Origin of the sequence: [Clostridium] citroniae WAL-17108 (assembly GCF_000233455.1) — a bacterium.
Lineage (GTDB): Bacteria > Bacillota > Clostridia > Lachnospirales > Lachnospiraceae > Enterocloster > Enterocloster citroniae.
On sequence record NZ_JH376428.1, the window covers coordinates 142,783 to 154,787 of the forward strand.

General features: G+C 57.7%; 18 protein-coding genes. All 18 read right to left on the bottom strand.

All coding sequences use genetic code 11. The annotated features are described in order from the left end of the window. Positions 1-91: 91 nt before the first annotated feature. A complete protein-coding gene (locus HMPREF9469_RS23820) occupies positions 92-979 on the bottom strand; it encodes a Mu-like prophage major head subunit gpT family protein (protein WP_002594540.1) in 888 nt (295 codons plus the stop codon). Between the two features lie 29 nt (positions 980-1,008). Next, the gene (locus tag HMPREF9469_RS23825; protein WP_002594539.1) at positions 1,009-1,428 is read right to left on the bottom strand and encodes a hypothetical protein; all 420 of its coding nucleotides are present in this window, start codon (positions 1,426-1,428) and stop codon (positions 1,009-1,011) included. Continuing rightward, positions 1,409-2,464, bottom strand: coding sequence for a phage protease (locus HMPREF9469_RS23830; RefSeq protein ID WP_007868044.1), 1,056 nt, complete (start codon positions 2,462-2,464; stop codon positions 1,409-1,411). Before HMPREF9469_RS23830 ends, HMPREF9469_RS23825 begins: the two co-directional genes overlap by 20 nt. A 60-nt stretch (positions 2,465-2,524) precedes the next feature. Continuing rightward, entirely contained in the window at positions 2,525-3,337 is an 813-nt protein-coding gene (locus tag HMPREF9469_RS23835) for a phage head morphogenesis protein (protein ID WP_002594537.1), read from the bottom strand. Next, a complete protein-coding gene (locus HMPREF9469_RS23840; protein ID WP_002594536.1) occupies positions 3,300-4,874 on the bottom strand; it encodes a DUF935 domain-containing protein in 1,575 nt (524 codons plus the stop codon). Before HMPREF9469_RS23840 ends, HMPREF9469_RS23835 begins: the two co-directional genes overlap by 38 nt. Continuing rightward, positions 4,874-6,637 carry a phage terminase large subunit gene (gene terL, locus HMPREF9469_RS23845; RefSeq protein WP_002596418.1) on the bottom strand — a complete coding sequence of 588 codons (1,764 nt, stop codon included), beginning with the start codon at positions 6,635-6,637 and terminating at the stop codon, positions 4,874-4,876. The genes HMPREF9469_RS23840 and terL overlap by 1 nt, the downstream gene beginning before the upstream one ends. After that, the gene (locus HMPREF9469_RS23850; RefSeq protein WP_002596417.1) at positions 6,630-7,190 is read right to left on the bottom strand and encodes a phage protein Gp27 family protein; all 561 of its coding nucleotides are present in this window, start codon (positions 7,188-7,190) and stop codon (positions 6,630-6,632) included. Before HMPREF9469_RS23850 ends, terL begins: the two co-directional genes overlap by 8 nt. Beyond that, positions 7,190-7,504 (bottom strand): hypothetical protein, encoded by a 315-nt coding sequence (locus HMPREF9469_RS23855; RefSeq protein WP_002593019.1) that lies wholly within the window; start codon positions 7,502-7,504, stop codon positions 7,190-7,192. Before HMPREF9469_RS23855 ends, HMPREF9469_RS23850 begins: the two co-directional genes overlap by 1 nt. Next, positions 7,497-7,850 carry a hypothetical protein gene (locus tag HMPREF9469_RS23860; protein WP_002596416.1) on the bottom strand — a complete coding sequence of 118 codons (354 nt, stop codon included), beginning with the start codon at positions 7,848-7,850 and terminating at the stop codon, positions 7,497-7,499. The genes HMPREF9469_RS23855 and HMPREF9469_RS23860 overlap by 8 nt, the downstream gene beginning before the upstream one ends. Further along, positions 7,847-8,194: a hypothetical protein gene (locus HMPREF9469_RS23865; protein ID WP_002593017.1), complete on the bottom strand. Its 348-nt coding sequence runs from the start codon at positions 8,192-8,194 to the stop codon at positions 7,847-7,849. The genes HMPREF9469_RS23860 and HMPREF9469_RS23865 overlap by 4 nt, the downstream gene beginning before the upstream one ends. A gap of 120 nt (positions 8,195-8,314) precedes the next feature. Then, positions 8,315-8,659 carry a Mor transcription activator family protein gene (locus HMPREF9469_RS23870; protein ID WP_002595191.1) on the bottom strand — a complete coding sequence of 115 codons (345 nt, stop codon included), beginning with the start codon at positions 8,657-8,659 and terminating at the stop codon, positions 8,315-8,317. 15 nt (positions 8,660-8,674) lie between these two features. Beyond that, on the bottom strand, positions 8,675-9,529 hold the full coding sequence (locus HMPREF9469_RS23875) for an N-acetylmuramoyl-L-alanine amidase family protein (RefSeq protein ID WP_002596415.1): 855 nt from the start codon (positions 9,527-9,529) through the stop codon (positions 8,675-8,677). Continuing rightward, entirely contained in the window at positions 9,529-10,233 is a 705-nt protein-coding gene (locus tag HMPREF9469_RS23880) for a hypothetical protein (RefSeq protein ID WP_007868056.1), read from the bottom strand. The genes HMPREF9469_RS23875 and HMPREF9469_RS23880 overlap by 1 nt, the downstream gene beginning before the upstream one ends. Beyond that, positions 10,230-10,493: an AbrB/MazE/SpoVT family DNA-binding domain-containing protein gene (locus HMPREF9469_RS23885; protein WP_002596414.1), complete on the bottom strand. Its 264-nt coding sequence runs from the start codon at positions 10,491-10,493 to the stop codon at positions 10,230-10,232. The genes HMPREF9469_RS23880 and HMPREF9469_RS23885 overlap by 4 nt, the downstream gene beginning before the upstream one ends. A gap of 13 nt (positions 10,494-10,506) precedes the next feature. Beyond that, positions 10,507-10,767 carry a hypothetical protein gene (locus HMPREF9469_RS23890; protein ID WP_002593012.1) on the bottom strand — a complete coding sequence of 87 codons (261 nt, stop codon included), beginning with the start codon at positions 10,765-10,767 and terminating at the stop codon, positions 10,507-10,509. A gap of 10 nt (positions 10,768-10,777) precedes the next feature. Continuing rightward, complete coding sequence (locus HMPREF9469_RS23895; protein WP_002593011.1) at positions 10,778-11,371, bottom strand: hypothetical protein; 594 nt, start codon at positions 11,369-11,371, stop codon at positions 10,778-10,780. Between the two features lie 14 nt (positions 11,372-11,385). Further along, a complete protein-coding gene (locus tag HMPREF9469_RS23900; RefSeq protein ID WP_007868061.1) occupies positions 11,386-11,694 on the bottom strand; it encodes a hypothetical protein in 309 nt (102 codons plus the stop codon). After that, positions 11,672-11,902: a hypothetical protein gene (locus tag HMPREF9469_RS23905; protein WP_007868069.1), complete on the bottom strand. Its 231-nt coding sequence runs from the start codon at positions 11,900-11,902 to the stop codon at positions 11,672-11,674. The genes HMPREF9469_RS23900 and HMPREF9469_RS23905 overlap by 23 nt, the downstream gene beginning before the upstream one ends. Positions 11,903-12,005: the final 103 nt, after the last annotated feature.

Consider the following 12,005-nt stretch of genomic DNA (forward strand, 5'->3'; position numbering starts at 1 on the left):
TGTACCGGTCGCCGACTAATAGGTTCGATGGCATCCCCTTCAGCATGTCCATGAGTCCCCTGCCTCACAATATGCCATGTCTGTTCCTCCCTTAGCTTGATTCCCCGGTGCTGCCATAAGCCATCTGCCAGAAACCGTAGCCTACGTTATTGCGGCCGTCCGCGCCGTACAGGAATTCGTCCCGCATGAATACATTGTCATCATTATCCGCCGTCTTGCTGACCAGCTTTATCTTCTTGCGTTCCTGGTAGATGATGGGTTTCAGGGACCTCCTGGTACACAGGAGATACCATGCGTCCTCCTGGGCCGCCAGTTCCGGTTCCACCAGGAGTTTTGCTGTCCCCTTGTACACGTTGGAGCTGCCGTTTATGAACTCCGCCTCCAGTATCTGCCGTCCCATCTCCTCATTGGCCGGGGATACCACTAACAGGTCCGGCACCAGGCCCAGGCTCTTGCCCTTGTCCCCCACCAGGCTCATGATGGCGGTACGTCCCGCCTTGTAGGCCTCCATGGATAACTTCCTGGTGCCCAGGTTGGATACCTTTTTCTTTTCTACCGGGTGGTCCGCACTGAAAAAGGGCTTACCGTCATAACACGCGTTTTTAAACCCGGCCATGAGTGCACCGTAGCACTGTTCATTGGGATGACGTGCTGCACACTCGCCAAGGTTCTGGAACATCGGGTTGTATACGCCGTAGGTATCATCCTCAATGTCATCCCGCGGGACCGCAATGGTCATCTCAAACTTCTTGTTCTTGATGACATAATCATAGGCACTCAGGTTCTGGATTTCACGGTCCCCAATCCATTCCCGCATCTGCGGCATCTGCCCCAGCCAGTTATAGGACTGGTCCCGGGTGGTGCTGGGTACTGTGGTTGCTATCTGCTGGTAGGTCGTTGGCGTTTCCGCCAGGGCCTTGTTGAAAATCACGCTGTATCCGATGGACATGCTCCGGATGTTCGCCTGGTTAATAATCATGGCTGTTTCCTCCTCATTCTTATGCTTGCTTACTCCGCGGCCGGCATGGCCGGCTGGTTGAACCACACCGTCACCCCGTCCGCTTCTACCGCCAGCACCGTTCCGGCCGGGCTGCTTCCCGTGGAGGCCATGCTGATGGTGACCGCATCCTCCAGATAGCAGGTCCTTAAGATATCCGTTGCCTTTGCCTGGCTCCCCGAGGTAGCGGAATTCTCCATCACGAATGCCCCGCGGCGCACCTTCACCCGGATGTCCCCGGCCTCCCCGTTCCGGTTATCCGCCGGCTCCAGGGCCACCCCGGCCACCGTGAGGTTGGCCGCCTTCGAGGCCGGCACCGCATATCCGTCCGTCCCAAGGGCCACCATGGTGGCCTCCGTGATGGCCGCGCCGGCTGCCACCGGCAGCACCAGCGTATTAGGGTCTAACTTCTCATTCCCCGTCCGTATCATCTTCCATACCTCCATACTTCTTTAAATCCTCCTCGGTCACGCCCTGGTTCTTTAAAATCCTCCAGTCAACCCCGTCCTGTTTCCGTTCATCCGCCGCAAAGGCGGTCTTTCCCATGGGGACCACCACCGGGGCCTTCTCCACAAATTTGGCAAAGCCCTTGGGGTCGGACAGGGCGTACGCGACCGCCCATTCCTTCTGGGCCGGGGACAGCTTCCCATCCTTCATGGCCAGGCCCACCAGTTCCTCCGCTTTCTGGCTGGCCGCCTGCTTTTCAAGCTCCGCCACCCGCCGCTGCAGGGCAGAGTCACCGGCCTTGAATGCCATGATTCTTGCCGTCACATCCTCTGTCCTTGCATCTTCCGGAAGGCCTAACAGGTCCAGCACGGTCTTGTTGGCTACCAGCTGTGTCCCTTCCTTTGCCGGGCCCTCCTTTCCTTCCTGGCCCCCCTGTCCTTCCTCCGCTGCCTGCTGTGTAAGCTCCTTAATCCGCTTCAGGACGTCCTCTTCTGCCGTCCCTTCCTCCAGCCCCAGAAGTTCAATCAGTGCACTTAATTCCATTCTTGGTTCCTCCTCTTCCTCAATGCTCAATGCATCGGAATTTATGATTGCAAACATACCGGTGATGGCCGGGGTATTGGTCAGCGCCGCGCTGTGGAACACCGCCGCGTGCTGGTCTGCCTTTTTAACCAGTACCACCGGGGACAGGTAGCGGTATTCCTTGTTGGCGATATACTCCCGCCCCTTTTTGGTCCACTCCACCCGGGCCATCAGGGCATCCTCACCCGGATACAGGTCCTTTATCCAGCCGGCCGCCGGGGCCTGCACGTCACTCAGGGTCTGGTGCTCATAATCAATCACCAGGTCCAGCCGGCGTGCCTTGAACTGCCGGATGATTCCGGCAATATCCCGGTCATCCACCTCAAAGTCTCCCTTTGTGCTGCTCACATGCCCTTTGGGCAGCACCCGGATGACCTCCGGCACCCCGCTCAGGTCGATTCCCGACAGGGGCCGGACCGTTAATTCCGTCTTCTTCATCCCATGCGCCTTTCTGTTTTGCGTTTTAACGCGCCATTGACGCGTTTTGACGCGTTAAATTTATCCGGGGCTGGAATTCCCCGCCGGACGGTCCGGATTGGCCTTACGCGCCTTCTGCTGTTCCTGGTACAGCTTCCTTAAGACCGGTGGGAACGCAGCCAGGTCCGGCTTCCACTCCGCCTTCGCCGGGTTCGTCCGGAACTTCGGGTCCGGCAGCAGCGCCTCCGTCTCTCCTGTGGCCATATTGGACGTATCCGGCAGGGCCTGCTCCACGGTAAGCCCCATACGCCTTACCTGCTCCTCCGTCCTGGAGACAACCATACACCGGCAGCCGAATCCGTTGGGCGGATACCAGATATCCCACACCGGGGAATCCGCTGGGAATACCCGTCCGTCCATGGCCGCGTGGCTTTCCCTCACATGCCTGTCCCCGGCCGTCTGGTACTGCCAGTACCTCCGCCGTCCCATCACATCCGGGTCCGTCATCTGCTGGTAATGGCCTACGCTGTAGGCTGTAAGCATGTTCTGACGGAAGATACGGTCCGCATGATAAGGCGTCAGGCCGTCATAGCCCCTCTCCTCCAGGAAACGGTCCATGTTTTCCTGGAATCGTGCCTTCGTGGTCCCTTCCTCTATGGCCCTTTTCAGTTCCTCCAGGAACTGGTTCAGGACCTCAAGCTCCGTATAACCGGCAACCGAAAATGCCAGGGGGCGGTACCATTCCTTCAGTTTCCTGAAGTCCTCATACCGGATGACCCCCTTCTGTTCCAGGAACGCTAAGGCTTCACCGAACACCTCCGGCTCCGTCCCTTCCTTCAGTTCCTTTAATATCTGCTCATCCATCCTGCATCCGCCCCAACATGTTTGATACATACATGACCTGCTCCACCAGCTGGTCAAAATCCTTCACCTTCATGGCATTGTATAACTGCCGCAGGGCCTCCTCGTCCTTCAGCTGCTCCTGCAGGCCTTCCAGGCTGTCGCAGTGCTCCACTAGCTCCAGGACCGGTGACATCATCTGCCGGAAAAAGGCACTGGACTGCTTCACGGCCGCCTCCTCCAGGCGGTCCAGCACCCGCTGGCCGTCTGCTTCCTTTCCATCGGCCTTCAGTCTGAGGCCCTGGAACATGCCGGTGCCAGGCTGCCCCATCCCCTGCATCCCGGGAGCTGCCGGGGCCTTCCCAATGGTTTCCTCCCCCTTTTCCGGGGCCGGGATATTGAACTTCTTGTACAGCCAGCTCTTAGGGATTTCCAGACCGGTGGCCGCCAGGGTGTTCACGATTTCCGCGGTTTCCTTCAGGTCATCCGTATCGGTGGCGTTCAGGACGAAGTACGGTACATGGGCCCGGACGCCGAAGTTGAACTCCACCAGCGGCCGGATGAGGTCCCGGCGCACCGTCTCCATCACCGCCTTGCAGTCCGCCTCCGTCAGGTCCTTCCTCACATCGTTATGGGTCTTGGACTGGGCGTAGGAACCGCCGGAATCCGATGTCAGGGTCTGCCCCACGATGGCCTTGCTCATCTGTTCATCACAGAACCGGGCCAGCCTTTCATAGATATCCACGCTGGACTGCTTGTTGGATTCAATAAACCTGATGTCAGTCCCGGACGGCACGATACCCGCGGCATCCGTCCCCATCCTTACGATGGCATCCATCAGGGCTGCCTTATCCTTTTCACTGGCCGTTGCGTCATAGGTCCCCAGCCGCAGGGGCATCCCGTAGACCTCGCAGAAACTGACCCAGTCCTTCAGGTCATAGTTTTTAAACAGGTACATCCAGGCCACCACCCGCAGCACGCCATACCGGGAAGGGTGGCCCGAACGCGCCTTGTAACGGTGGACGATGAACTTGTTTTCCGGAAGGGGTATCCCTCCCGGGAACGCCTCCGTCCGGAGCATGAGCGCATCGGTCAGGGTATCATAATAAAACTTTTTCTGGTGGACGTACTCAATGTTCCCCACCACCACATGGCCGTCCCGGTATTCCCACTCGATTTCCTGGAAACTGATGCCCTTTCCGATGGCATCCAGGATGTCCATGAGGTTGTCGCTGAACCCGTCCAGCTCCTTCAGCTGTTCCTCCACGAAAGCCGCTATCTCCTGGTCTGTTCCGTCCTGCGAAAAGGGCTGCACCTCCCAGTCCAGGCCCGTCACCGCAAGCTTGCGGGTCTGCAGCTGGGAGAACAGATGGGTGTCCTTGCTTTCCATCTCCTCGAACAGCTCCATCTGCCGGAAGGGGTCCCCGGCGTCCGCCTCCTTGAATATCCGGGCCAGCTTTACCGGTGTCAGGCCGTCAGACGGGTAGCTGCTGAATTTATCGTTCACATCCCGGATGGCAACCGCTGCCATGATGGGCCCCCCGCCTTTTGCCATTTCCGGTGGTAATCCCTTCTTATTCTTCTTTGCCATCAGTATGCCCCCTCCCCAAACCGCATGGCCCGCCTTAACACGGACTTATAGTCTGTCTTCTTCGCCATGGACTTCACCGCCACCGCCAGGGCCACGGCCATCTGAAGGCCGTCCGGGGCATCATCATTCCTGCCCATCGGGAACTCCTCCAGCTGCTTAAGCAGCGTCTTATGCTTCCGGTTAAACTTGATATACCCGTTTTTAATGTAGGGCTGCAGGGACTGGATGCGCAGCATCTTGTTGGCAGTGGACTGGATTTCCTCGATGGGGATGTACTCCCCCAGTTCTGCCGACAGCTGCGCCATGACTTCCTTGAAGAAGTACTGGAACTGCACCGTCTCCACCCCGAACCGGAAGAACCCCTTATGGTAATCGCGCTTCAGGCGCCTTGACATCTCAAACACGTCCTGGATGATGGCATCCGGCTTCCTGCGTTCCACGCTGGCCGCCTCCACATACATGTATCCGGTGTACTGGTCCAGGGCCAGGTTGATGATGGAGGACGTGTCCGCCTTTTTGTTCTTCCCCAGGGACGGGTCATTGGACCCGACAAAGAGGTATCGGCTGTCCGTAAAGTCCACCAGCTCCTCCTCGTAGTAATCAAACCACTCCGGGTTGAAGGCCGCATTATCCGGGTCGATGGGATTGTTCTGCAATTCGCTGTTAAAGGCCGCCTCTCCGTCTGAAATGCGGATGACCATCAGTTTGTAATAATCCATCTTCTCCGGCCACAGGACCTGGGTTCCTATCAGCATTTCCGCCTCGTTTGCCTCGTAAAATTCCCGGGCGTGTTCCTTGTGCTTATCGTCAAACAGGTTGGTATAAATCTCTATCCAGCGCTCCCACAGGTCCTCCCGCTTTGCAAAGGACAGCACGGCCTGATAGGTCCGGGAATCATACTCCGGATTCTTCAGTACCCCGCTGAGCAGGGAATCGTAATGGAGCACCGTACCGATGTACATGATATCCGTATAGGTATCCCCTGCTTTGGATACCGCCTTCTTAAACCAGGATTCCAACTTCCGGCGCTGCTCCGCCGTGTTGACGTTCTCGTCATTCTCCACATCGTCCAGGACAATCAGGTCCGGCCTCCAGGCCCGGTGCCGGCGGCCCCGTATCTTCTTTCCGGAGCCGATGGCCTCAATCTTGATGTCCTGGGCCGTCAGGATGACATTCCCCTTCCACACCTTTCCCTGCTGCCGGCCGAAGTCCTCCTGGATGTCCCGGTTTTCCTCCAGCTCTGTCTTGATGTCCGTTAAGAACCCTTCGGCCTGGTCGGACGAATCGGACAGGATGATGATGTAATGCTTGTACCGGTACAAGGCCGCGTGCAGGGAATCCTTAAATGTAAAGTTGGTGGACTTTGCATGGCCTCTCGGCGCTGCCACCACGTTCCGGCTCCCGTCCAGCCGCGAGATGACGGCTGCTTCCTGGTATGGATTGCGCCCCTTCAGCACACCCTTGGTCCAGACTGTGTCCAGTTCTTCATGGAAGGCTGGGGATTTGCGGACAAAGTAGTGTTTTAAATAGGCCCGCCCAAAATATCCCAGGTCGATGGCCGCCAGGCGCTTTCTGAGCCCTCTCGGACCCGTCAGGGGATGCCCGTCCTGGTACAACCGCATCAGTTCCCGGCGCTCTGGCTCATGGTCCGTCCGGCGCAGGACATAGGCCTCAAACAGCTCCCGCTGATAGGCTTCCCGTTCCTGTTCCTCCCGGCCTTCCTCTTCGTCCAGGCGCTCCAGGTATTCGTTGATATCAATCATGCAGCATCAGCTCCTTTGCACGGGTCAGGATTTCCTTCAGTCTTACCTTCAGCTCCGGGTCTGACTTGATGGTCTTCATGATTTCCTCCTCCATTTCCTTAAAGGCCAGGTCCGCCTTATCCTTCATGTCCTGGCGGACCTTATCCTTATAGACCTTGGTCCGGCTCAGGGATGCAATCAGCCGTCCCACCTTGTCTAATGGCAGGTAGTCAAACTCATCCTCCGCTGTTGCCAGGCGGTTAATCAGACCATCCATCATCAGCATCAGGCCCGCCTCGGTATAATCCGCATCCGGGTTCTTTCGGACCACATTTACCAGGGCCTCGGTCCGGGACTGGGCCTCCAGTAAGCGCTGGGCGGCCGTGTTACTCCGGACCGCATACCGCCCCACGCTGCTTTTGCTGATTTCATAGCCCTTTTCCTTCAGCCAGCCGCTGACGTCCTGGTAGCTGTTGGATGTATCGGAAAGCATCACGTCTACCTGTCCTTTGATTTCAGACGGCAGTTCGTCAATCTTGGAGGATATGCGGTTCTTCTTCCTCGTCCTTCCCATCAGACATCCACTCCCGCGTCCTCTATGGTGCCCTCCGCCAGGTCCACACCGGCCTTGGTCAGCCGTATCACGGCGTCCTTGGCGTATGCGTTGTAGGCGGTCACCTTCAGGTTCGTGAACTCAATGTATCCGGCGTCCTTCAGGTAGTCCAGGTATTTGGTGATGTCCGGGGATACGATTAATCCCGCCGCTATCATGGAGTTGGACAGCTGCCTGGTCAGCGCCGTGTTGTTATATCCCTTTACCAGGGACCGTATGATATAGCCCCTGACTGCCTTGTTGTGCTGGATTTCAGCCAGCTCCCTATCATCCATCCGTTTTGCCTCCCTGTCTTACCAGTAACCGGTCCAGCTTGCTGTCCATGGACCGCATCTTGTCCTCCACCCCGTTCATGCTCCGGAAGAAATCCTCCCGCAGCACGAAGGTCGTGGCAAAATCCCCCTTGATGGAGCTCAGCTCCTTCTGTACCGCCTTGATGTCCGCCTCCTGCTTGTCCTCCAGCTTGGTGACCCGCTCGTCAAACCTGGCAATGGTGCTGTCCAGCTTGCTCCCGACACCGCTTACGGACCGCTTGAAGTCATCAATCATCATCTTTACCAGGAACCAGAGGACCGTCCCCACCGCAGTGGCTGCCATGCCGATTGTGACTGCATCGTTCATGCGCTTCCTCCCGGATGTCTGTATCTTGCCCACAGCTGTGCCAGCTTCTCCCAGCCGTACATGGCCAGGAAGGCCACATAAAAGGCCACTACCAGGGCCAGGACCGGTCCCCACCAGGCGGCCGCGGCCTCCGTGCCGGTCACATACCACCAGTAAACCAGCTGGCACAGGATGACCGACAGCACAATCACCTGCACGGCCGTGGGTATCCTCCCCAAAAAGCCGATTTCCTTGGTTACCTCCGTGATGACGCTGACCGTGAAGGCCGCCACCGCAATGGCTGCCATCATGAGGGCCAGCTGCTGGGTATACTGCCCCGCCAAGGTCTGTAATACGTTCTCCATTTCCCATTCCTCCTCGCTCGTTCTGTCTGTCCTTGGACAAAAAAACAGGACATGACTTTCGTCATGTCCATAGGATAATCCATCTGGAAACATATTGTTAGCCCAAGCATTTTGGACAACTCATCTTTTTCCGGCCTCTCCGGATTCCCCGTCCAGGAACTCAAACAGGCTGATTTGTGCCGGGTCCAGGTCCCGTACAATCTGTAATATCTGGTTGGTGGTCAGGTCGTACTCCTTGGCCAGTTCCTTGGCGTTCCGGCCATTGTATTCCCGCCGTATCCGGCGGTTCCGCGCCGGGGCCAGGATGCGCTCCGCCTTGGGCAGGTATATCTTGTCCCCCATGAAATACCGGGACAGCTTCAGCACGTTCTTTAAACCTATCATTTCCACCACCAGGCGGTACGGCTCCGCGATATCCTCCAGGGTGGTATCCGCTTCCAGCTCCTCCATCAGCTCCCTGCGCATCCGTATCCCCTCCTCTTATTCCGCCAGGCCTTCCCACTTAAGTGCGCCGTCCGCATCCGGGGTCAGTATGACCGGCTCCGTGACCATGCCGCCGGCTCCGTCCATCAGGTACCATTTCCCATCTATGGTCTGCTGTCCCTTTACCATGGCACCATCACTTCCCAGATAGTACCAGTCCCCCTGGTACTGGTACCAGGTGTCCCTGACCATGCGGCCGGCCCCGTCAAACCAGTACCAGCGGCCATCCACGTCCAGGTACCAGGCGTTACGGACACATTGGCCTGTATCCCCCAGGTAAAACCGCCAGACGCCGTCCTCTTCCTGCCAGCCGGATTTCCTGGCCGGCTCCTCCGGGACCACGTCATCCAGCAGATAGCGCCGGACGCACACCAGTCCCTTGTTCCCGCGTTTGGTGGATGTCTTCGTGTTCTGGCGCTGGGTACAGTAGGATACCATGTTCTTATAGGATGGGCGGCCGCTTCCGTGCCCGCAGATGATGGTATCCTCCCCGTCCAGCGTATGCACCATCTCCACATGGCCGATGGTCTGCGGCCGGCTCTCGTCCGTCCCGGCAAACTCCAGCATGTCACCTACCCGCAGCAGGCCGATGTCCCGCACCTGGCCGTCCCGGATGGGGACGTCCACCGTCACCAGCCGCGCGGACTGGTAGATGCCGGCTGTGTTCAGGATGCCGAAACCATATCCAGCTTCCTTGTATGCATAACAGATGGAGCTGGAGCAGTCGCTGTAATAGTTCCCATCACTGTGTTTCCGGTAGCAGTAGTCCCGCAGCGGCTGGCTGTAGTGGTTCCTTCCGATGAGCTCGTCATACTTCCTGGCCACGGCCTGTCTCTTTTCGTCTGCTTTCATCACTTGTCCTCCCTTTCATAGGCAATTTCCAGCTTCAGCTTGGATGTCACAATCAGGGACCGCTTGATTTCATCCATGCTCCAGTCAATCCCCTCATCCGGCAGGATGGCCTGTATCAGTTCTGCGTTTTTAATCTTTGATATGTAGTACAGGTCCATGTCCAGGTTGGGGGCGGCGGCCTCCGCGGCCTCCTCCGTGGTCCCCTTGCCCAGATACCCCAGGACGGACAGCAGTGTCTTCTTATCCTCCTTGTAGTCCCCCTTCAGCCTCCGGGCCAGCACCTCCCTCTGGCCCTCGCTCACCGGTACGCTCATCTCCTTCAGGTAATCCTCTAATGTGTACTCAAAGGTATAATCGTTGGCGGCAATGGCCTTCAGGGCCTTCTGCAGCTTCCTGTCCAGGGTATAGGTGGTCTTCGTGGTCTCCGTCACCAGCCCTGTGCACACATCCTCACCGATGGCCTGTTTTAACCGGGGCATGTTGAGGATGTCTATCTCCTTCGGCTCCGACACGGCCACATAGCTGCCGTCCGTCCCGTACATGCGGCAGTACTGGTTATTCCGGTCCTTTAAGACCGACAGTCCCCGGTTCTGGATTTCCGCCTTGTATTTCTCCAGGGCGGACTTGGCATCCTCGGCCACCTTCATGGCCGCCACGGCCAGGTCCACCAGCTCCTTATCATTTACCAGTCCCAAATCCATCATGCAAGCTCCTTCCGTTTCTGCTTCACGTATTCATCCACCAGCTGGTCTGCGCAGGCACGGCAGACCCCTTTGCCATTTTTCTTAAGATGGATTTCCCCGCTGCCGCAGTAGATGCAGCGGGCCTGGTAGGCCCGGATGACCAGCTCGTTCCTGTCATTGACCTCCAGCTCAATGGCGTCCCTGGGTTCCATCCCCATGGACCGCCTGAGTTTCACGGGGATGTTGACCCCGCCCTTGCTTGTAATGCGCTTGTATTCCATTGCTTCCTCCTTCTTATCCCATATCCCAGGTATGTCCCTCCCGGATGTCCTGGGCATGCTCCTCATCCAGGCGGGCCGTGGCCGCCAGGAAGATGTCCAGCATGGCGTCCTTGACTTCCTCCACGCCCATTCCGCGTTTTACTGCCTCCGCTGCCACGATGGCGGCGAACACCCCCAGCATCCGGGCCATGTCCTCCATGCTCACGTCCGTCCCGCCCATCCGGATGGTCCCGTCCTCCCGGACCAGCTCTATCCGGGCTTGTGTTGGTTCCATAGGCCCTCCCTTAAAACTTCTTTTTTCCTATCAGCGTGTTGACGATGGCCTCCACCTCGTCCGCGGCCCGGGCCAAGCCGGCCCGGCTGCTGCGCATGACTGCCTGGTACCCTTCGCACATCTCCTTCAGCAGACGGATGCGCTCCTGGTATTCCTGTATCTGTCCTTCCCCCTCCTGCAGGATGGCCTGGTAGGCACGGTTCTGCTCCTCCGTTTTACGCCTTGTCTCCTCCAGGCGTCCCTGGGCTTCCTCCAGGCGCTGGACCATCCGTTCCACATACAGCTTGTCCAGGTCCGGCCCGCAGCCAAGGTCCACCCGGTACAGGGTGATGACGTTGTGGTTCTCGGCATTGGCCAGCAGTATCCACAGGCCGTTCACATATACCTCCTTGGGTACCCGGTCCTTCCCGCCCTCCGTCCGGCCCGTATAGACCCGTTTCCCGTAACGCAGCATCCGGTTGATTTCTTCCTCTATCCTTTGGCTGTGCTCTGCCACATAGGCGGTTATCTCCAGCCGGCTGTCCCGGTCCTTGCACCGCTCGGCATAACGTTCCTTTGCGTGGTTGCTCACGGTATACATGGATGTTTCCTTTCCTGTCTCCATCCCTTCGTCCCTCCTTATTCATCCTCCGGCATGACATAGGTCTTGGGTGGGATGGCCACAAAGGCCGGCTGATGACGTCCGGTAACCAGGTCCGTCCCTCCCGTGCAGGAGATGTAATTTGACTGTTCCTTCAGGATGGCCTGGAGCACCTCTTTCGCCCGCTCCTTCCGGCGGTAAAACCCTAACGCAAGCTCCTTCCGGTCCGTCTTCCGGTTAAGCAGGAGCACGTAATCCGTCCGACCAGTACCCGGGGCTGCAATGCGTATCTCATCCATGGATTCCGTGGTCAGCAGCCGCTCCTTATTCTGTGTCAGTATCCACATGTTCCTTCCCCCCTTCACCATCCGGTTCCATGCCGGTCTCCTCCGGCACTCCCGTTACCATCTCCCTTATGTAGCTGTGCGGCACGTTGCAGTCCACGGCATTTTTCATCAGTTCCGCAGATGTGCTCTCCCGCATTAACCGGTAAAAATCGGAAAAGGTGACCTCCACCCGGTCCTCTTTTGAGAATGCATCCATTAGTGTTCCCATCTGTTTCTCCTTCCTTCCGGTATCCCGGAAATGTTACTTTTCTCTAGTTTCCATAGCCTTCCTAATGGCCCTTAACTCCTTCAGGATTTCAATTAACGCCTTC

Coding starts and splice junctions, on each gene's coding strand:
- HMPREF9469_RS23820 (WP_002594540.1), bottom strand. CDS start 979: ATGATTATTAACCAGGCGAACATCCGGAGCATGTCCATCGGATACAGC.
- HMPREF9469_RS23825 (WP_002594539.1), bottom strand. CDS start 1,428: ATGATACGGACGGGGAATGAGAAGTTAGACCCTAATACGCTGGTGCTG.
- HMPREF9469_RS23830 (WP_007868044.1), bottom strand. CDS start 2,464: ATGAAGAAGACGGAATTAACGGTCCGGCCCCTGTCGGGAATCGACCTG.
- HMPREF9469_RS23835 (WP_002594537.1), bottom strand. CDS start 3,337: ATGTATCAAACATGTTGGGGCGGATGCAGGATGGATGAGCAGATATTA.
- HMPREF9469_RS23840 (WP_002594536.1), bottom strand. CDS start 4,874: ATGGCAAAGAAGAATAAGAAGGGATTACCACCGGAAATGGCAAAAGGC.
- terL (WP_002596418.1), bottom strand. CDS start 6,637: ATGATTGATATCAACGAATACCTGGAGCGCCTGGACGAAGAGGAAGGC.
- HMPREF9469_RS23850 (WP_002596417.1), bottom strand. CDS start 7,190: ATGGGAAGGACGAGGAAGAAGAACCGCATATCCTCCAAGATTGACGAA.
- HMPREF9469_RS23855 (WP_002593019.1), bottom strand. CDS start 7,504: ATGGATGATAGGGAGCTGGCTGAAATCCAGCACAACAAGGCAGTCAGG.
- HMPREF9469_RS23860 (WP_002596416.1), bottom strand. CDS start 7,850: ATGAACGATGCAGTCACAATCGGCATGGCAGCCACTGCGGTGGGGACG.
- HMPREF9469_RS23865 (WP_002593017.1), bottom strand. CDS start 8,194: ATGGAGAACGTATTACAGACCTTGGCGGGGCAGTATACCCAGCAGCTG.
- HMPREF9469_RS23870 (WP_002595191.1), bottom strand. CDS start 8,659: ATGCGCAGGGAGCTGATGGAGGAGCTGGAAGCGGATACCACCCTGGAG.
- HMPREF9469_RS23875 (WP_002596415.1), bottom strand. CDS start 9,529: ATGAAAGCAGACGAAAAGAGACAGGCCGTGGCCAGGAAGTATGACGAG.
- HMPREF9469_RS23880 (WP_007868056.1), bottom strand. CDS start 10,233: ATGATGGATTTGGGACTGGTAAATGATAAGGAGCTGGTGGACCTGGCC.
- HMPREF9469_RS23885 (WP_002596414.1), bottom strand. CDS start 10,493: ATGGAATACAAGCGCATTACAAGCAAGGGCGGGGTCAACATCCCCGTG.
- HMPREF9469_RS23890 (WP_002593012.1), bottom strand. CDS start 10,767: ATGGAACCAACACAAGCCCGGATAGAGCTGGTCCGGGAGGACGGGACC.
- HMPREF9469_RS23895 (WP_002593011.1), bottom strand. CDS start 11,371: ATGGAGACAGGAAAGGAAACATCCATGTATACCGTGAGCAACCACGCA.
- HMPREF9469_RS23900 (WP_007868061.1), bottom strand. CDS start 11,694: ATGTGGATACTGACACAGAATAAGGAGCGGCTGCTGACCACGGAATCC.
- HMPREF9469_RS23905 (WP_007868069.1), bottom strand. CDS start 11,902: ATGGGAACACTAATGGATGCATTCTCAAAAGAGGACCGGGTGGAGGTC.